The following is a 17587-nucleotide window of genomic DNA, read 5'->3' as shown; positions in this document are numbered from 1 at the left end:
GCGGCAACGCCGCGCCCGCTTTCTTGTTTGTGCACGACCTCGAAAGGGTCGTTTTGTGGCTTCGCGGCGACGGGCGGGGACACTATGCTGGTCGCATGAGCGAATCAAAGGCATTCATTTCCGGCTGCAAAGGCCTGTCGCTGACGGCCGAGGAACGTCGCTTCTTCGACGGTGAGCGCCCCTGGGGCTTTATCCTCTTCGGTCGCAATATCGGCGAGAGGGAGCAGATCCGCGACCTCGTGACCGACTTGCGGGACAGTGTCGGCAATCCGAAGGCACCCGTGCTGATCGACCAGGAGGGTGGACGCGTCCAGCGCATTCGCCCTCCGCTCGCGCAACAATATCCGAGCGGCGCGGATATCGGCGACATCTATCGGCGGGATCGGGAGACGGGACTGCGCGCCGCATGGCTCCTGGGACGCCTGCACGCCTTCGACCTGATGCGCTTCGGCATCACGGTCGATTGCCTGCCGGTCCTGGACATTCCCGTGCCGGGGAGCCACGACGTTATCGGCAACCGTGCCTACGGGCACGATCCGGAGACGGTGACGGCGATCGGCCGGGCGATGAGCGAGGGCTTGAAGGCGGGCGGCATGCTGCCGGTCATGAAGCACATGCCCGGCCACGGCCGCACTTTCGTCGACTCTCATCACAGCCTGCCGGTCGTGACCGCCGGCCTGGATGAGCTGAAAGGGAGCGATTTCCTGCCCTTTGCCGCTATGAAGGACGAGGCGATGGCCATGTCGGCGCACATGGTCTTCACTGCGATAGACCCGGACAATCCCGCGACGACCTCCGCGAAGGTCGTGCGCGAAATCATTCGCGGCCACATCGGCTTCGACGGCCTGCTGATGTCGGACGACGTCTCGATGAACGCGCTCGCCGGGGATATGGCGACACGCGCCCGCGGGATTATCGCCGCCGGCCTTGATCTCGTCTTGCATTGTCATGGCATAATGGAGGAAATGAAGGCCGTCGCCGACGTCGTCCCGGTTCTCTCGGGTGATCGGCTGCGCCGGGCAAGGGCGGCGGAAGCCGCCTTCCGCGCGCCGGACGGCGAGGACGAGGACAGGCTGCGTACCGAATTCAATGCAATGTTCGCCCTCGTCTAGTGCATTTTGCCGTCGCACAGACGCGGCTCGAACAAACAGATGGAGCGGTCGCGCGAACGTAGGTGAGCGCATCCCGCTTCAGGCAAGGGCGGGACCGCCGCTGAAGGGGCCCAAGTCGTGAGCAATGCGGGCGAAAGAAAGGGACAATCGGGGGCGACGGCGCCGATGGACGCCTTGTGGCAGGATGCGCCCGTCGACCGCGGAGCGCATGAGGAAGAACTCGTCGTCGACATTGCCGGCTTTGAAGGGCCGCTCGACCTGCTTCTCCATCTTGCCCGCAGTCAGCGCGTCGATCTCTCGCGCATCTCGGTCCTGGCGCTTGCGGAACAGTATATCGCCTTCATCGAACGGGCGCGCTCCATCCGCATCGAGCTTGCGGCCGATTACCTGGTGATGGCGGCCTGGCTCGCCTATCTCAAATCGCGGTTGTTGATCCCGCAACAGGCGAAGGATGAAGGCCCCTCGGGCGAGGAGATGGCCTCGGCGCTGGCCTTCCGACTGAAGCGGCTGGAGGCGATGCGCGATGCGGCGACGCGGCTCGTCAACAGGAGCCGTCTCGGTCGTGACATCTTCGCACGCGGCGCGCCCGAACACATCGTTCCGGAGAAGAAATCCGGCTACGATGCCTCGCTTTATGACTTGCTGACGGCCTATGCGCTGCTGAGGCAGCGCCAGGCGATAACGCAGGTGACCATCGAGAAGCGCCATGTCTGGTCGCTCGCCGATGCGCGCCTGATCCTGGCGAGGATGGTCGGCACGCTCGATGACTGGACCGCGCTCGATCATTTCCTGATCCGGTACATGACGAGCCCGAAGGAGCGCGCAACCGCGATCGCGAGTTCGTTTGCCGCGTCGCTGGAAATGGTGCGCGAAGGCCGATTGGAAATACGCCAGGAGGGTGCCTTCGCGCCGATCTATCTCAGGCGCGGGCCGAGGCCGATCGACGCGGCGATGCTCGCGGAAATGGAGGCGGCGCGTGGCTGAAGCGCAGAGATACTTGCCCGGCTTACCGGAAGAGGAGGACGAACTCGACGAGATCGCCCTCGATCCGCGGCTCCTGGAGGAGGCGGAGCGGATAGCCGAGGCGCTGGTTTTCGCATCGGCCCAGCCGGTTTCCGAGACCTATATCGCAAGCCGCCTGCCGCGCGGCATCGACGTCGGACCCGTCATGTCGCGGCTGAAGGCGATCTATGCGAGCCGTGGCGTCAATCTCGTCCAGGTCGCCGACCACTGGGCTTTCCGTACCGCCGCCGATCTTTCCTTCGTCGTCCAGACGGACGAGCAGGAGATCAGGAAACTGTCGCGCGCGGCGCTCGAGGTCCTGGCGATCATCGCCTATCACCAGCCGGTGACCAGGGCGGAGATCGAGGATATTCGCGGCGTCCAGACCTCCAAGGGTACGCTCGACGTCCTGATGGAGGCCGGCTGGGTGCGGTTCCGCGGTCGCAGGCGTACACCGGGGCGGCCGGTGACGTTCGGGACGACCAGGGACTTCCTCGATCATTTCGGCCTCGAAGAGATCCGCGATCTCCCGGGCATCGAGGAACTGAAGGGCGCGGGTCTGCTCTCCGGCCGCGTTCCCTCGAACCTGCACATTCCGGTCCCGGTCGGCGAGGACGAGCTTTCCGAGAACGAAGACCCGATTACCCAGATGGACCTCGAGGAACTGGGCCTCTTGACACCGAAGGCTGAAGAAGACGATTAAAAATCCTGACTAGGGATGTCGGCTTTGAAGCGCCGACGGCGAGGCGGCCGACCGCCTTCGGTTCAGGGAATCGCAGAGTATGGTTTCAGATACGCCTAACGGCACCGTCGTGACGAGGCGGTCGGGAGTGTCGTTCGCGGCGAGCCTGGCATTCGAGAATATCAGCCACCGCTATCACGCCAAGGAGACGATCAGGGGCGTCAGCCTCAAGGCGGAGGCTGGCGAAGTGCTCTGCCTGCTCGGCCCGTCCGGGTCCGGGAAGACGACCTTGTTGCGCATCGCCGCGGGCATCGAGGTGCAGACGGGCGGCCGTCTTCTCCTGAACGGGCAGGAGATCTCGGGTCCTTCGGTCTTTCTTCCGCCGGAGAAGCGCGGCGTCGGGCTGATGTTTCAGGACTTCGCGCTTTTCCCGCACATGACGATCCGCGACAATGTCTGCTTCGGACTGACGGCGCTCCCGAAGAAGGAGGCGCTGATGCAGGCCGATGCGGCGCTGGAGCGCGTCGGGTTGCTCAATTACGCCGACCGCTATCCTCATGTGCTTTCCGGCGGCGAGCAGCAGCGCGTGGCGCTTGCCCGCGCACTCGCCCCTCGGCCCGCGGTTCTGTTGATGGACGAACCCTTCTCCGGGCTCGATTCCAGGCTGAAGGACTCGATCCGCGCCGACACGCTCGCGATCCTCCGCGAGACGCGCGCGACCGCGATCGTCGTGACCCATGACGCGGAAGAGGCGATGCGGATGGCGGATCGGATCGCCCTCCTGAAAGACGGTCGCCTTGTCCAGGTCGGCACGGCGGACGAACTTTATCGCCAGCCGCGCGATCTTTTCGCCGCCGGCTTCTTCTCGGAGATAAACGTCTTCGACGCCCGCGTGCACGGCGGCCGGGTCGAGACGCCCCTCGGCGTGGTTCCGGCCGGGCACTACGCGGAAGGCCAGTCCCTGAGCGTCGCCGTCCGGCTCTCGGGCGTCCAGCTTAGGGAGGAGGGCGGCGATATCCCGGCGCGCATCGTCTCCCGGCGCTTCCTGGGCGTCGTTGAACTGCTGGAACTCGCCGTGCCGCAGTCCGAGCGGACGGTGCGTGCCCGCATTCGTGCCGATTTGCTGCCGCAAGGATTGCGGGATGTCACGCTTTCCGTTAACGAGCGCGACATATTGGTATTTGAAAAAGAAGCACCAACACCGTAGGGTCCACCGAGACACAGATTTGCCGGTCGGCACGCCTGAAAAATGACAATGTGGTGGCTCTACACTCAAGTAGGCCTCGAGGGAGTAAGTGGATGGGATCCTTTAGTATATGGCATTGGCTGATCGTCCTTGTGGTGGTCCTGCTGCTGTTCGGCCGTGGCAAGATTCCGGAGCTGATGGGCGATGTCGCCAAGGGCATCAAGAACTTCAAGAAGGGCATGACCGACGACGATGCCGCGGCCGCCGACAAGACGATCGACGGCAAGACCGTCGAGCACAAGTCCGACGAAGTCCGCTGACGAGCGGATGCGGGCGGAACGACCGGGCGCATGTTTACGCCCGGTAAGCCGCATTATGGGTTAGTAGGGCGCGTCGGATGCTTGATGTCGGCTGGACCGAGCTTGTTGTTATTGCAATCGTCTTGATCATCGTTGTCGGACCGAAGGATCTTCCGCCGATGTTGCGGTCCTTCGGCCGGATGACCGCCAAGATGCGCGGCATGGCCGCCGATTTTCGGCGCCAGTTCGACGAAGCCTTGCGCGAGGCCGATCTCGACGAGGTGCGCAAGACGATCAGCGATGCCCAAAGCCTCAATCCGACCACCGCCTTGCGCGATGCGATGAACCCGTTGCGGCAGCTCGGCAATGAAATCAAGTCCGACCTGCAAAAGGCGACCACGCCCGACAAGCCTCCGCAGGAGGCAGTGCCGGAGCCGACGGTCGAGCCGGCAAGGGTAGACACGCCCGTCGAGGCCGCCGTGAAACCGGCGGATGCGGCGGCGGCCGCCGCCATTGGTTCGGCGTCGCTGCAGGCGGACCGCGCGGCCGGTGCAGCACAGTCAAGCGAGGCGAAGCCTGCCGCCAAGCGCAAGGCCGCCGCCCCGTCGAAAAAACCGGCCGCTGCCAAGGGCACGCAGAAGACCGCTGCCGTCGTGGCGCCGACGAAGGCGTCGGTGCGCAAGGCGGCGAGCGAAGGGCAGGCCGAGGCCGGCATAAAGACACGGGCTTCGCGCAAGAAGGGTGATGCATGAGCGGCGATATCGAAGACCGGCCGCAGCCGCTGATCGAACATCTGATCGAACTGCGCACGAGGCTGATGTGGGCTGTCGGGGCGTTCTTTGTCGCCTTCCTCGTCTGCTTCTATTTTGCCAAGCAGTTGTTCAATCTCCTGGTGCTGCCCTTCAAGTGGGCCGTGAGCTGGGCGGGGCTCAGCCATCGCAACGTCGAGCTCATCTACACCGCGCCGCAGGAATTCTTCTTCACGCAGATCAAGGTCGCCATGTTCGGTGCCCTGGTGATCGCATTTCCGGTCATCGCGTCGCAGATTTACAAGTTCGTCGCGCCGGGCCTCTACAAGAACGAACGGGCGGCCTTCCTCCCGTTCCTGATCGCCTCGCCTATCCTCTTTCTGATGGGCGGCGCGCTCGTCTATTTCTTCTTCACGCCGATGGTCATGTGGTTCTTCCTTGCCATGGAGCAGGGCGGCGGCGAGGGGCAGGTCGCGATCCAGCTCCTGCCGAAGGTCTCGGAGTATCTGAGCCTGATCATGTCGCTGGTCTTCGCCTTCGGCCTCGTCTTCCAGTTGCCGGTCATCACGACGCTGCTGGCACGGGTCGGCTTCGTTACCGCCGAGGGGCTCGCGGAAAAGCGCAAATATGCAATCGTTATCGCCTTCGTCGTCGCTGCCGTGCTGACGCCGCCCGATCCCGTTTCCCAGATCGGCCTTGCGCTGCCTGCCATCCTTCTCTACGAGATTTCAATCTATACGGCGCGACTCGTCGAACGACGCCAGGCGGCCGAGGCGCTCGCCCGTGAGGTCGCCTCTGCGCAGGACAGTTCTTCCGAGACGGTCGGCTCCGCCAAGGGCTGAACGTTCGACGTTCTCTCGTCGCTCTTCGCAGCGCCGCGCGTCCATTCAGGCACGAAAACGGCGCTGCAGGACTTTGACTCCCTGCATGGTTCCTTGAATCAACCCGGATTTGAGGAACCGTGCAGTAGAAAACGCGTGGAACAACTATGCTCGATATCAAATGGATTCGTGAGAATGCGGACGCGCTCGACAACGCCCTGGCGAAACGGGGTGCGGAGCCATTGTCGGCGTCGCTGATCGCACTTGATGAACGTCGCCGTACGATCCTCCAGTCCCTGCAGGACATGCAGTCGCGCCGCAATGCGGCGTCGAAGGAGATCGGCGCCGCGATGGCCCAGAAGAACACCGAACTCGCCGAGAAGCTCAAAGGCGAGGTTGCCGAGCTCAAGGTGACGATGCCGGCGGTCGAGGACGAAAGCCGCCGGATCGAGGCGGAGCTCTCGGACGCACTGTCGCGCATCCCCAACATTCCGCTTGCGGACGTTCCGGTCGGCCCGGACGAGACGGCCAATGTCGTGACGCGGATCGCAGGCGCGAAGCCCACCTGGAATCACAAGCCGCTCGAGCACTTCGAGATCGGCGAGGCCTTGGGTTTGATGGACTTCGAAGGTGCTGCGCGCATTGCCGGGTCGCGCTTCACGATCATCAAGGGGCAGCTCGCGCGCCTGGAGCGGGCGCTCGGGCAATTCATGCTCGACCTGCACACGCAGGAACATGGCTACATCGAAGTCCAGCCGCCGCTGCTCGTGCGCGACGACGCGATGTACGGCACCGGCCAGTTGCCGAAATTCGCGGAGGACCTGTTCCGGACGACGGACGAGCGCTGGCTCATCCCGACTGCGGAAGTACCGCTGACGAACATGGTGCGCGGGCAGATCCTCGACGGCGAGGCGCTGCCGCTGCGCTTCACCGCGCTCACGCCCTGCTTCCGCTCCGAGGCCGGCTCTGCCGGCCGCGACACCCGCGGCATGCTGCGCCAGCACCAGTTCAACAAGGTCGAACTGGTCTCGATCACGGATGCCGAAAGCTCGATCGACGAGCACGAGCGGATGACCGCCTGCGCCGAGGAGGTTCTGAAGCGCCTGGGCCTGCATTATCGCGTCATGACGCTGTGCACCGGCGACATGGGCTTCGGCGCCCGCAAGACCTACGATCTGGAAGTCTGGCTGCCGGGACAGGATACCTATCGCGAAATTTCGTCCTGCTCCGTCTGCGGCGACTTCCAGGCGCGGCGCATGGACGCGCGCTACCGCTCGAAAGAGGAGAAGGGGACGAAGTTCGTCCACACGCTGAACGGTTCGGGCGTTGCCCTCGGGCGCGCGTTGATCGCCGTGATCGAGAACTATCTGAACGAAGATGGCTCGGTCACCGTGCCGGAGGTCCTTCTCCCCTATATGGGCGGCCAGCGACGGATCGAGAAAGCCGCTTGACGGGCGGGAAAACGGAAGAGACAGGGATGCGAATCCTCCTGACGAACGACGATGGCATTCATGCCGATGGGCTCGCCGTGCTCGAGCGGATCGCCCGGACGATCTCGGACGATGTCTGGGTGGTTGCGCCCGAGGTGGACCAGAGCGGGCTCGCCCATTCGCTGACGCTTTCCGAGCCGCTGCGCTTGCGGCAGGTTTCGGAAAGGCGCTTTGCGCTCAGGGGAACGCCGACCGATTGCGTGATCATGGCGGCCAGGAAGATCCTCGACCGAAAGCCCGACCTTGTCCTGTCAGGCGTCAATGCGGGAGGCAATCTGGCGGATGACGTCACCTATTCGGGCACGGTTGCTGGTGCGATCGAAGGGACGCTGCAGGGAATCCGCTCGATCGCGCTGAGCCAGGCCTATCAATATGTCGGCGGCAGGGAGGTGCCGTGGGACGTGGCCGAGACGCACGCGCCGGCATTGATCCGCACATTGATGAATGTCGATTTGCCGGACGGAACCTTCATCAATCTGAACTTCCCCAATTGTGCGGCCGATGCTGTCGCGGGCGTGGAAGTCACCGCCCAGGGCAAACTTGAATTCGGCCTCAGCATCGACGAGCGCACCGACGGCCGCGGCTTTCCCTATTTCTGGCTGCGCTTCGGCGAGCGCTTCGGGGATTTTCGCTCCGGCACCGACATTCGCGCATTGCGCGACGACAGGATTTCGGTAACGCCGCTTAAACTGGATATGACCGATTATACCGCCCAGGATCGTATCGCTCGCGCATTGCGGGAGGGGACTGTCGCTTGAACGGACGCGTTTCCCAGCAGGAGGGCTTTGCAGCGATGGCGCTGCGCCTTCGCGCCGCCGGCGTTGTCAATCATGACCTGTTGAAGGCGGTGGAGCAAACGCCGCGCGCCAATTTCACGCCGCCGCAATACCAGGATGCCGTCTATTCGAAGCGGCTGATACCGCTGGACTGCGGCGCGTTCATGGAAGGGTGCGACTTTGCCGTTCGGCTGCTGCATTGTCTCAACATCAAGGCGGGGCAGCGCATTCTCGAAGTCGGAACCGGCAGCGGCTTCACCGCCGCGGTGATGGGGCGGATCGCCGAACGGGTGCTGACGATCGACCGCTACCAGACGCTGGTGGGATCGGCGCAGAAGAACCTCGAGAAGACCGGCCTTCGCAACGTCGTGGTCAGGCAGGCCGACGGCAGCGCCGGCGTGCCGGGCGAGGGCACTTTCGACCGGATTCTCATCACCGCGGCCTTCAACAGCTTGCCGCGGATGTTCTCCGACCATCTCGTTTCCGGCGGCACGCTGCTGGTGCCGATCATGATGAGCGAGAGCCACTGCCGGATCGTACGGGTCAATCGTACCGGTAGCCGCTTCGATCGCGAAGACCTTTTCGACGCGCCTTATCTTCCCATCGTCCCGCAGATGGCCTCCTTCCTTTAATCCGGCCGACTGCCGGGGCTCCAGTTCTGGGGGCCGGCGTGCCGCGATCCGGAATGGCCCCGGCGTTAATACATTTTTAATCAACGTCAGCTTCGCGCAAGCTTGCCGCCCTAGGCCGAAAAGGCATGATCAGGCGCGAGCCTTGCATTCCATTCGCGTCGTCCGGTTGTCATGCGAGAGCGACGGAGAGGCCATATGCAGATTGCGAACAGGTTGACTGCGGCGACCGCCGGCGACGGCTTGGGCAATCTCGGCGGGCGCTCGGCCGAACAGGTTGGGGCGGCAAGCAAGGGCGAAAGCGACGTGCCGGTGTCCGCCGCGAGCTTCGTCGATCCGACACCGCGCATCTCGCTCTCGGTCGACGCGTTGCTCTATCTCAGCCGTACGAAGAAGGCGCCCGAGCGGATGCCGCCGTTGACCAGGGATGAGTGGAGCAACCGGCTTTCGCCGCAGCTCGCGGCGCGCGAATATCAGGCCTTCGGGAAGTTCGCCGAAAACGGCGACTACAAGGCCTATTACAAGGCTTTCATCGATTACTACGACAACCTCCGCCCGGAGGATCAGAACAGCCCGCGCTACTTCGCAACCCGTGAGGCCGCGGTCGCCGGCTTGCGGTCGCTCGAATACGATGCCGAAAGCGGACTCGAGGTCGAGGGCAATTTTGAACGGCTCGTCAGTGTTTTCCTCAACGAGGACAAGACCACTTTTTCGACGCGGTCAGCGGCGGCGCCGGCGGCTGAGAGGGCGTTTTTCGCCTGGGATGCCTCCAATGTCAGTTACGAGGACATGAGCGACGACGAGGCGACCGGGCCGCGATCGCTTTCGGAAATCGAGCGCCTCTATTCCGAGCTCCTCTGAGCTTGCTTTTCCCGGCTGCGCCTCTCTGCTGCGGCGCACTATGGTTAGTATTTGGTCAAAAGTGGTGCCGTCCTTAACTGGGCGGTAACTCTAATGCGCTTTAATCATTCTACAGCGAGTTGCGTTCGGAGTGGGTAAAGCGTGATGCGTAAATTTGTATCTCCCCATGCAGGCAAGTCCGTGATCCGCCTTTGCGCGGCGGTCTTGCTCGCGGGTGTTGCGACCGGTTGCAGTTCTGATGTCAGCCGCTTCGACGGGCTCTTTTCCCGGTCCGACGACATTACGACCGGATCGATCCCCAGGAGCGCGACCCCGGTTCCGCGGGGTGATGTAGCAAGCGGCGGTGTGTCGGGCCCCTCTTATGGAGGCGGCGCAGCGCTCGGTCAGGCCTATCCCGCTGGCGGCCAGGGTGGCGGCTATGATCCGATCAATACGGCGACCACGCCGGTTTCGAGCGCCCGCGTCGCATCGACGCCGATGAGCGTCCAGCGCTCGACGCTCGCAGAGCCCTCCGCCGCTGCAGTCCGGCAGCCGCAGCCCTTGCCCGCTTCCCGCCAGACGCAGACGGCCTCGCTTGCGAAGTCCGAACCGCTGCCGACGGTCGCCGGGGGAACGGCGAGCAAGGGTGGTTGGAGCACTGCGAACGCGCCGACGATCATGGTGCGCCCGGGCGATACGCTCGCAAGCCTCGCGAGACGGTTCGGTGTTCCCGAGAAGGAGATCCTCAAGGCGAACGGCTTGAAGTCCGCAGGCCAGGTCGAGCCGGGGCAGCGGCTGGTCATTCCGTCATTCGGTGCGGCAGGCAGCGCCGCGAAGGCGGCGGCATCGAACACGATCGCCGATCTCGATGGCGGCAAGAGGCGGCCGTCGCCGCTGCCGACCGATCAGCGCGAGGTGGCCATTCTTCCCGGCCAGTCGCAATCGCGTGAAAAGAGCGAAAGCCGGAGCGATGTGGCCGCAGGCAAGCTCAATGCCGCCGGCGAAGGTGGTGGCGGCAAGGATCTGTATACGGTCAAGGCGGGCGATTCGCTGAACCGGATCGCCAAGGCGAACGGCGTCTCGGTCGCTGCCCTGAAGCAGGCGAACGGCCTGACGACGGAAGGTATCCGCGTCGGCCAGAAGCTGAAGATGCCGGGCGCGACGGCGGCCGCTCCGGCCACCGATGCGGTGGTCACCGCTTCCGTTCCGAACAAGAAGGCCGAAACCAAGGTGGCCTCGATCGAGCAGGGCAAGCCGGCGGAATACCAGCCCCCGGTCGCCAAGGAGAGCGTGTCGGAGGTCGCGATCAAGTCCGACGACGTCGACGCGGACCTGCCGAAGTCGACCGGTATCAGCAAGTATCGCTGGCCGGTGCGCGGGGCGGTGGTTGCCGGCTACGGCGCCAACGTCAACGGCAACCGCAACGACGGCATCAATATCTCGGTGCCGGAAGGCACGCCGATCAAGGCGGCCGAGAACGGCGTCGTCATCTATTCGGGCAGCAGCCTGAAGGAACTCGGCAACGCGGTCCTGGTTCGCCACGACGACGGCACGGTCACGGTCTACGGCAATGCTTCGGAGCTCAAGGTTCAGCGCGGGCAGAAGGTGCAGCGCGGCCAGACGCTCGCATCCTCAGGCATGACCGGCAAGGCCAGCCAGCCGCAGGTGCACTTCGAGGTGCGCAAGAACGCGACGCCGGTCAATCCGGCGACCTATCTCGAATAGGCTGTTACCCCGCACGCTAGCGGAGCGGCGGGGAGAGGGGGTTCACGAGGTCGCCACGAGTCCCTTCGCCCCGCTCGCGGGGAGAAGGTGCCGGCAGGCGGATGAGGGGCGCACCCGCGAATGCATCGCATTCCCCTCCCGCGAAAGACCGGTTCTCCGTTCGATCACGCGGATGCGTCGAGCTGTCTGCGCAGGCGCCCGGCGAAATCCTGAATGAATTGCCAGGCGACGCGGCCGGATCTCGATCCCCGCGTTGTCGCCCATTCCAGCGCCTCGACATGCAGCGTTTCCGGTTCGACCGGCAATTTGTAATAGCGCGCATATCCGTCAACCATCTCGAGGTAGTCGTCCTGGCTGCACTTGTGGAAGCCGAGCCACAGGCCGAACCGGTCCGATAGAGACACCTTCTCCTCGACCGCCTCCGACGGATTGATCGCGGTCGACTGCTCGTTCTCCATCATGTTGCGCGGCAACAGGTGCCGGCGGTTGGAGGTCGCATAAAGCACGACATTCAGAGGGCGCCCCTCGACCCCGCCGTCGAGAACCGCCTTCAGCGATTTGTAGGACGTGTCGTCGTGGTCGAAGGAGAGATCGTCGCAGAAGACGATCACGGGCATCGGCGCCGCCTTCAGGATTTCCATGAGCGCCGGCAGGGTCGAGATGTCTTCGCGATGGACTTCAACGAGTTTCAGCGCGCGGCCGGTCTCGCGCGCTACCTTGGCGTGGACTGCCTTGACCAGCGACGACTTGCCCATGCCCCGCGCGCCCCAGAGGAGCACGTTGTTCGCCGGATAGCCTTCGGCGAAGCGGAGCGTGTTGTCGAAGAGGATGTCGCGAACATGATCGACACCGGCAATCAGCGAGAGGTCGATACGGTTCGGCTTCGGGACGGGCTGCAAGTGGCGCGTGGCGGGCGCCCAGACGAAGCAGTCTGCCGCATCCCAATCGTTGACCGCATGGGCCGGACCGGCGATCCGCTCGAGCGCTGCTGAAAGCTTCTGTACTTCGTTGATCAGGACGTCGATCTTGCTTTCGTGCATCTCATCTATCTCCGGCGAACCTTATCTCTGATGCGGGACTATGCCGACGCGACGGCGGCAGTGCGCCAGGCTCAGCCAATTCCTTGAATTGCCCGCGCCGTCCATCCGTTGCGTGCTCCACAGTGCCGCGCGTCTCATCAGACGCGCAAGGGTCGCTGTAACACTTTGAATTGCTGCATGTCTCTGTCCTTGAATCGAGGTCGATTCAAGGTGACATGCAGTAGCGGACCGCCGGTTGCGGCGGCATTTGCGCAGGTAGCACGGCGGTTTGCGCTGGAAAAGCCCCGGCTCGAGCCCTCGGGGGGTTCTCCTCTTGCAGAAATTGTGCCAGAGGCAGGAGAAACGGAGAAGGGCGCCCGCGATTTGTGTTGCGGGACGGCTTGCCTATATTCCGGCAGTTTGTCGCGGGAACCGCCGTGCAATTTGAACCCAAGGAGTGATCGATGTTCATTACCGAAGCTTTCGCGCAGACGGGCGCCCCGAGTGCCGGCGGCGCCGACATTTTGATGTCCATTCTGCCATTCCTTCTGATCTTCGTGGTCATGTATTTCCTGATCATCCGCCCGCAGCGCGCGCAGATGAAGCGTCGCGAAGAGCTCCTGAAGAACATCCGCCGCGGCGATCAGGTCGTGACCGGCGGCGGGATCGTCGGCAAGGTCACCAAGGTCGTCGACGATGCGGAGCTCGAGGTGGAGATCGCCGAGGGCACCAAGGTGCGTGTGGTCCGCAGCGGCATTTCCGAAGTCCGCGTCAAGGGCGAACCCGTCAAGGAGTAGACTTCGAGCCATAGCCGCGACCGGTCGAGCCCGGCGAATGGAGCATTTTGAAGCATGCCCAAGTTCTCGCCGTTGAAAAACACCCTCATCTGGCTGGTCGTTCTCGCGGGCTTTGCCTTCGCGCTGCCGAATCTCGTTCCGAGGGACGAGCTTGCCGAATGGCCGCGATGGCTGCCGCATCGGCAGGTGCCGCTCGGACTTGATCTCGAGGGCGGCTCGCACATCGTGCTGAAGGTCAGCCGCGAGGACATCGTCGCCGAGCGGCTGCAGGCCACGATCAATGGGATCGCCAATGCCTTCCGGGCCGCCGATATCGCTTACACGGGCCTCTCCGGCAGCGGTCAGACGATCCGGTTTCGCATTCGCGATGCGGCAAAAGCGGGAGCCGCGCGCGAGGCATTGCGGGTTTTGACCACCCCCGTCGAAACCGGCGATCTTTTCCGGGATCCGATCCAGGAACTGGCTTACGCGGAGAGCGCGCCTGGCGAGCCGTTCCGGCTTCGCCTGACCGACGAGGGCATCGACCTGCGGGTCGCCGCCGCGGTCACGCAGTCGATCGAGGTCGTCCGCCGGCGGGTTGCCGAAGTGGTCGCCGTCGAGCCCGTCATCGACCGTCGCGGCAAGGACCGCCTGAGCGTCGAGGTGCCTGGTCTGGACGATCCGCAGCGTCTGAAGGACCTTCTCGGCCAACGCGGCGACGTTGCCTTCAGGTGGCTGGATCCCTCGATGTCCGCGCAGCAGGCGGTGGACACGAAGCCGCCGGCGGCATCCGAGGTCCTCTATTCCCTCGACGATCCGCCGGTTCCCTATCTGGTCGAAAAGCGTGCCTTTGCCTCAGCGGGCGACTTTGTCGAGGCGCAGCCCGGCTTCGATCCGGCAACGGGCGAACCCGTCGTCAACGTCAAGCTGAAGGCCGATGTCGCCGCCGGCCTCGCGCCGCTGCTGCAGACGGATGGAAAACGGCAATTCGCCATCGTGCTCGACGGACAGGTCGTCTCGACCCCTGCTGTCGCTGCAGCGATAAGCGGCGACAGCGCGCGGATTTCGGGCAATCTTTCGCAGGAGGGGGCCAACAATCTCGCCGCGCTGGTGCGTGCCGGCCCGCTGCCCGTTTCGCTGACGGTCATCGAGGAGCGTACCGTCGGGCCCGAGGTGGGAACGGACGCGATTGCCGGCGCCCTCAAGGCAGGACTGATCGCGGCATTTGCGGTCGCAGCCTGCATGATCGGTTTCTACGGCTTCTTCGGCCTCGTGGCCGTGATCGCCGTCGTCGTGAACCTGGTCCTGATCATTGCGGTCCTGTCGCTTCTCGGAGCGACGCTGACGCTGCCCGGTATTGCCGGGATCATCCTGACGATCGGCGTCGCCGTCGATTCGAACGTTTTGATCTACGAGCGCCTCAGGGAGGAAGCGCGCAGCAGCGACCAGCCCTTGAGGAGAGCGCTCGACGACGGTTTCGCGCGCGTTCTGAGAAGCATCGTGGACGCCAACCTCACGATGTTGATTGCGGGCGCGCTGCTGCTCTCCCTCGGTTCGGGTGCGATCCGTGGCTTCGCCGTAACGCTCGCCATCGGCAGCGTTACCACGATCCTCACCGCCCACAGCCTGACGCGCCGGCTCATCCGCGGATGGTATCGGCGTCGCCGGCCGCGGCGACTGCCGCGCGGCATCCGCACGGGCTTTTTCAGCGCCGCGGATTTTCGTTTCATGGCTATCCGCAACCCGGTCTTCATCCTGATGGCCGCGCTGTCGCTCGCTTCGCTGTTCCTTCTGACCGGTCTCGGGCTCAACATGGGAGCCGACTTCAGGGGCGGCTCCCTCATCGAACTCAGAGCGCGGACGGGCCTCGCCGACACCGACTATATCCGCGCCCGTCTCGATGAACTGAACCTCGGCGACGTTCGCGTCGAGGAACTTGGTTCCGGGCGGGACGTTCTCATCCGTGTCCCGTCGCAGGAGGCCGGAGACAATGCCGAACAGACCGCGGTCGGCCTGGTCCGCGCCGAACTCGAGGATCAGTACGTGTTCCGGCGCGTGGAGGTGGTCGCCCCCGGCGTGTCCGGGGAACTCACGCGGGCCGGCACGCTTGCCCTGGCGGCGGCGATGCTGGCGGTGCTGCTCTACGTCTGGTTTCGTTTCGGCTGGCGCTTTGCCGTCGGCGCCATCGTGGCAACGCTGCACGACGTGCTTTTGACCCTTGGTTTCCTCGTCGTGACGGGTGTGGAGTTCAACCTCGCCAGTATTGCCGCGCTGCTGACGATCGTCTGCTATTCTCTGAACGACACCATGGTGATTTACGATCGAATTCGCGAGAACCTCGCGCGCTATCGGAGGATGCGGCTGTCGGTCCTGATCGACATATCGATCAACCAGACGCTGTCGCGCACCGTGCTTACGGCCTTGACGACGCTGCTCGCACTCGCTGCCCTGTATCTGTTCGGCGGCAGCATCCTTGTGCAATCCTTCAGCGCGACGCTCATCTTCGGTGTGCTTGTGGGGACGGTTTCGTCGATCTATATCGCCGGGCCGGTTCTCATTCTCTTCAACCGCCGCAACCATCGCCTGGATGGTGAGCCGGACCCCGTCGGCGGGGAGACCGCGCCAGGCACAGAGGCAAAGGGTGCCGCCTGATCATGGCAAAGGGTATCGAAATGCGTGAGGCGCACTTTCCGGGACGTGCGCCGGTCGACGCCTACGGCAATGGCGGCTTCCGCTTTGCCGACATGTCGCATCGCGGCTCCGTGCTGATGCTCCCCTCCGGCATCTATGCCTGGGACCTCATCGAAGGCGACCCGCTGTCGGTTCAGAAATTCCAGCGTGTCCTCGATGAGGCGCGCGAGATCGAGGTGCTGCTCGTCGGTACCGGCCGCGAAATCCGGCCCCTGCCCAAGGAGTTGAAGGCGGCGCTCACGGCCGCCGGCATCTCTTCCGATCCGATGAACACCGGCGCGGCGGTGCGGACCTATAACGTCATGCTGGCGGAATCGCGCGCGGTCGCCGCGGCCTTGATTGCGGTGTGACGATTTCGAAGGAAGTTCAGCTTGCAACAGCCTGATGCCGAGATTCTCGCAAGCCTGCGGGACACCGACCGTGATCGCTACCTCGCCTGCCTGCTTTCTCCCCCGGAGAAGCGTCGTTCGCTTGCGGCGCTCTATGCATTTTACGCCGAAATCGCCCGCGTGCGTGACATGATCCACGAGCCGCTGCCGGGTGAAATCCGGCTGCAGTGGTGGCGCGACATTCTCGAAAACGAGCAATCGGCCGGCGAGGGCCATCCGCTGGCCGCGGCGTTGTTGCGCGTCATTCGCGAGCACCGGCTGCCGGTCGACGTGCTCCAGAACATGATCGACGCGCGCATCTTCGATCTCTACGACGATCCGATGCAGGACAGGGCGGCGCTGGAGGGATATGCCGGCGAAACGGCCTCGGCGCTGATCCAGCTCTCCTCGCTGATCCTCGATCCGGTGAATGCGCCGAATTCGGCAGAGGCCGCCGGGCATGCCGGGGTCGCCCAGACGATCGCCGGGCTGCTCCTGCTTCTGCCGATTCACACGCGACGCGGCCAGGTCTATTTTCCCTCGGAGCTCCTGCGTGCGACCGGCCTCGACCGGGAGACGCTGCTTGCCGGCCGCGACGAAGAAGCGATCGATAGGGCGGTGCGGGCGATCTGCGGCCTCGGTCGCGATCATCTCGCCAAGGCGCGCAAAGGCCTGGATGCGATCTCGCCGCTGAATTTCTTCGCGTTTCTTCCGGTCGCACTCGCCGAACCGGTGCTCGATCGTGCGGAGGCTGCGGGGGCCAAAATCCTCAGGCAACCGATCCAGCCGCCGCAATGGCGGCGGCAATGGCGGATGTGGCGGGCAAGCCTCAGACGGCGGTTCTGAGCGGTATGAGGCGCGGGCGTGCTCCGTCACGCGGGTCAAGCTGGCGCAAGTCTCGCGGGATAAAACTCGTCTATCGGATTCCTGTCGCTTGAAGGTAACCTGTCATGCTTTGGTTGCTGCTCCTGGCCCTCGTTGCTGCGGTCGGTGCCTTTTACGTTCGCATGAACGCGCGTGCGGAGCATGACGCCGACAATCCGGACGCCGGCTCGGCCATCGTCGAATTCGGCCGTGCGTTTCCGGACGAAGCGATCCGGGCCCTGCATTCGACCGTCGACAGGCAGGCGATCTTCCTGCGCCTGCACGACGGCAAGGCCGGTTTCATCCAGTCGCACGGCACGCATTACGTATGCCATGTGATCCAGCCCGGCAAGGTGCGGGTCAACACGTCCGAGAGCGGGCAGGGGCTGATCGTCCATTTCCCGGAGTTCAACTACCTGGACAATGCCTTCGAGTTCCGAACGGCGGCTGAGGCAGCGGAGGTCTCGCTCTGGCTGCTTGGCAGTTTCACGCCCAGATCGGACACGGACGCGCCCTCCGACGTCGGACAGGCGGCGCAGACGATCGATTGATCGCGGG

Annotated in this window: 18 protein-coding genes; 17 read left to right on the top strand and 1 reads right to left on the bottom strand. The window is 64.2% G+C overall.

The annotated features are described in order from the left end of the window. Positions 1-95 precede the first annotated feature (95 nt). The 12 genes from nagZ to ATB98_RS12850 all read left to right on the top strand — a co-directional run bounded on the left by nagZ (position 96) and on the right by ATB98_RS12850 (position 11311). A complete protein-coding gene (gene nagZ / locus ATB98_RS12905; RefSeq protein WP_066874184.1) occupies positions 96-1112 on the top strand; it encodes a beta-N-acetylhexosaminidase in 1017 nt (338 codons plus the stop codon). A 165-nt stretch (positions 1113-1277) separates the two neighbouring features. Then, positions 1278-2096, top strand: coding sequence for a segregation and condensation protein A (locus tag ATB98_RS12900; RefSeq protein ID WP_066874182.1), 819 nt, complete (start codon positions 1278-1280; stop codon positions 2094-2096). After that, positions 2089-2817, top strand: coding sequence for an SMC-Scp complex subunit ScpB (gene scpB / locus ATB98_RS12895; RefSeq protein WP_066874180.1), 729 nt, complete (start codon positions 2089-2091; stop codon positions 2815-2817). The genes ATB98_RS12900 and scpB overlap by 8 nt, the downstream gene beginning before the upstream one ends. Before the next feature lie 79 nt (positions 2818-2896). Beyond that, positions 2897-4003, top strand: coding sequence for an ABC transporter ATP-binding protein (locus ATB98_RS12890; protein ID WP_066874178.1), 1107 nt, complete (start codon positions 2897-2899; stop codon positions 4001-4003). Positions 4004-4095: 92 nt separating this feature from the next. Continuing rightward, entirely contained in the window at positions 4096-4302 is a 207-nt protein-coding gene (locus tag ATB98_RS12885) for a twin-arginine translocase TatA/TatE family subunit (protein WP_066874176.1), read from the top strand. Between the two features lie 77 nt (positions 4303-4379). Next, on the top strand, positions 4380-5033 hold the full coding sequence (gene tatB / locus ATB98_RS12880; RefSeq protein ID WP_066874174.1) for a Sec-independent protein translocase protein TatB: 654 nt from the start codon (positions 4380-4382) through the stop codon (positions 5031-5033). Next, positions 5030-5872, top strand: coding sequence for a twin-arginine translocase subunit TatC (gene tatC, locus ATB98_RS12875; RefSeq protein WP_066874172.1), 843 nt, complete (start codon positions 5030-5032; stop codon positions 5870-5872). Before tatB ends, tatC begins: the two co-directional genes overlap by 4 nt. A gap of 146 nt (positions 5873-6018) precedes the next feature. Then, a complete protein-coding gene (gene serS, locus ATB98_RS12870) occupies positions 6019-7302 on the top strand; it encodes a serine--tRNA ligase (RefSeq protein WP_066874169.1) in 1284 nt (427 codons plus the stop codon). A gap of 26 nt (positions 7303-7328) precedes the next feature. Further along, positions 7329-8099: a 5'/3'-nucleotidase SurE gene (surE, locus tag ATB98_RS12865; RefSeq protein ID WP_066874167.1), complete on the top strand. Its 771-nt coding sequence runs from the start codon at positions 7329-7331 to the stop codon at positions 8097-8099. Continuing rightward, complete coding sequence (locus ATB98_RS12860) at positions 8096-8749, top strand: protein-L-isoaspartate(D-aspartate) O-methyltransferase (protein ID WP_084435458.1); 654 nt, start codon at positions 8096-8098, stop codon at positions 8747-8749. Before surE ends, ATB98_RS12860 begins: the two co-directional genes overlap by 4 nt. Positions 8750-8944: 195 nt before the next feature. Then, complete coding sequence (locus ATB98_RS12855; RefSeq protein WP_066874164.1) at positions 8945-9607, top strand: biotin biosynthesis protein BioC; 663 nt, start codon at positions 8945-8947, stop codon at positions 9605-9607. Between the two features lie 144 nt (positions 9608-9751). Continuing rightward, entirely contained in the window at positions 9752-11311 is a 1560-nt protein-coding gene (locus ATB98_RS12850) for a LysM peptidoglycan-binding domain-containing protein (RefSeq protein WP_066874162.1), read from the top strand. Between the two features lie 164 nt (positions 11312-11475). Here the strand turns inward: ATB98_RS12850 and ATB98_RS12845 are convergent, their stop codons facing one another. Continuing rightward, positions 11476-12351, bottom strand: coding sequence for an ATP-binding protein (locus ATB98_RS12845; RefSeq protein WP_066874160.1), 876 nt, complete (start codon positions 12349-12351; stop codon positions 11476-11478). A gap of 443 nt (positions 12352-12794) precedes the next feature. Here ATB98_RS12845 and yajC point away from each other — a divergent pair, with 443 nt between their 5' ends. The 5 genes from yajC to ATB98_RS12820 all read left to right on the top strand — a co-directional run bounded on the left by yajC (position 12795) and on the right by ATB98_RS12820 (position 17580). Next, positions 12795-13127, top strand: coding sequence for a preprotein translocase subunit YajC (yajC, locus tag ATB98_RS12840; RefSeq protein ID WP_066874158.1), 333 nt, complete (start codon positions 12795-12797; stop codon positions 13125-13127). Between the two features lie 54 nt (positions 13128-13181). Beyond that, complete coding sequence (gene secDF / locus ATB98_RS12835) at positions 13182-15758, top strand: protein translocase subunit SecDF (RefSeq protein ID WP_066874156.1); 2577 nt, start codon at positions 13182-13184, stop codon at positions 15756-15758. A 2-nt stretch (positions 15759-15760) separates the two neighbouring features. Beyond that, positions 15761-16147, top strand: coding sequence for an Mth938-like domain-containing protein (locus ATB98_RS12830; protein WP_066874154.1), 387 nt, complete (start codon positions 15761-15763; stop codon positions 16145-16147). Positions 16148-16168: 21 nt separating this feature from the next. Further along, complete coding sequence (locus ATB98_RS12825; RefSeq protein WP_066874152.1) at positions 16169-17011, top strand: phytoene/squalene synthase family protein; 843 nt, start codon at positions 16169-16171, stop codon at positions 17009-17011. Positions 17012-17115: 104 nt separating this feature from the next. Further along, complete coding sequence (locus ATB98_RS12820) at positions 17116-17580, top strand: hypothetical protein (protein ID WP_066874150.1); 465 nt, start codon at positions 17116-17118, stop codon at positions 17578-17580. The last annotated feature ends 7 nt before the right edge of the window (positions 17581-17587 follow it).

The sequence above is a fragment of the Sinorhizobium saheli genome, from assembly GCF_001651875.1.
In the GTDB taxonomy this organism is placed as follows: Bacteria; Pseudomonadota; Alphaproteobacteria; order Rhizobiales; family Rhizobiaceae; genus Sinorhizobium; species Sinorhizobium saheli.
Note: the sequence above shows the minus strand (reverse complement) of the source record. Positions and strands in the feature narration are given on the sequence as shown.

Excerpts from the sequence above, each read along its gene's own strand:
- surE (WP_066874167.1), top strand. The coding sequence starts at position 7,329 with ATGCGAATCCTCCTGACGAACGACGATGGCATTCATGCCGATGGGCTC.
- ATB98_RS12820 (WP_066874150.1), top strand. The coding sequence starts at position 17,116 with ATGCTTTGGTTGCTGCTCCTGGCCCTCGTTGCTGCGGTCGGTGCCTTT.
- serS (WP_066874169.1), top strand. The coding sequence starts at position 6,019 with ATGCTCGATATCAAATGGATTCGTGAGAATGCGGACGCGCTCGACAAC.
- tatC (WP_066874172.1), top strand. The coding sequence starts at position 5,030 with ATGAGCGGCGATATCGAAGACCGGCCGCAGCCGCTGATCGAACATCTG.
- ATB98_RS12830 (WP_066874154.1), top strand. The coding sequence starts at position 15,761 with ATGGCAAAGGGTATCGAAATGCGTGAGGCGCACTTTCCGGGACGTGCG.
- tatB (WP_066874174.1), top strand. The coding sequence starts at position 4,380 with ATGCTTGATGTCGGCTGGACCGAGCTTGTTGTTATTGCAATCGTCTTG.
- ATB98_RS12850 (WP_066874162.1), top strand. The coding sequence starts at position 9,752 with ATGCGTAAATTTGTATCTCCCCATGCAGGCAAGTCCGTGATCCGCCTT.
- secDF (WP_066874156.1), top strand. The coding sequence starts at position 13,182 with ATGCCCAAGTTCTCGCCGTTGAAAAACACCCTCATCTGGCTGGTCGTT.
- ATB98_RS12900 (WP_066874182.1), top strand. The coding sequence starts at position 1,278 with ATGGACGCCTTGTGGCAGGATGCGCCCGTCGACCGCGGAGCGCATGAG.
- yajC (WP_066874158.1), top strand. The coding sequence starts at position 12,795 with ATGTTCATTACCGAAGCTTTCGCGCAGACGGGCGCCCCGAGTGCCGGC.
- nagZ (WP_066874184.1), top strand. The coding sequence starts at position 96 with ATGAGCGAATCAAAGGCATTCATTTCCGGCTGCAAAGGCCTGTCGCTG.
- ATB98_RS12855 (WP_066874164.1), top strand. The coding sequence starts at position 8,945 with ATGCAGATTGCGAACAGGTTGACTGCGGCGACCGCCGGCGACGGCTTG.
- ATB98_RS12885 (WP_066874176.1), top strand. The coding sequence starts at position 4,096 with ATGGGATCCTTTAGTATATGGCATTGGCTGATCGTCCTTGTGGTGGTC.
- ATB98_RS12845 (WP_066874160.1), bottom strand. The coding sequence starts at position 12,351 with ATGCACGAAAGCAAGATCGACGTCCTGATCAACGAAGTACAGAAGCTT.
- ATB98_RS12890 (WP_066874178.1), top strand. The coding sequence starts at position 2,897 with ATGGTTTCAGATACGCCTAACGGCACCGTCGTGACGAGGCGGTCGGGA.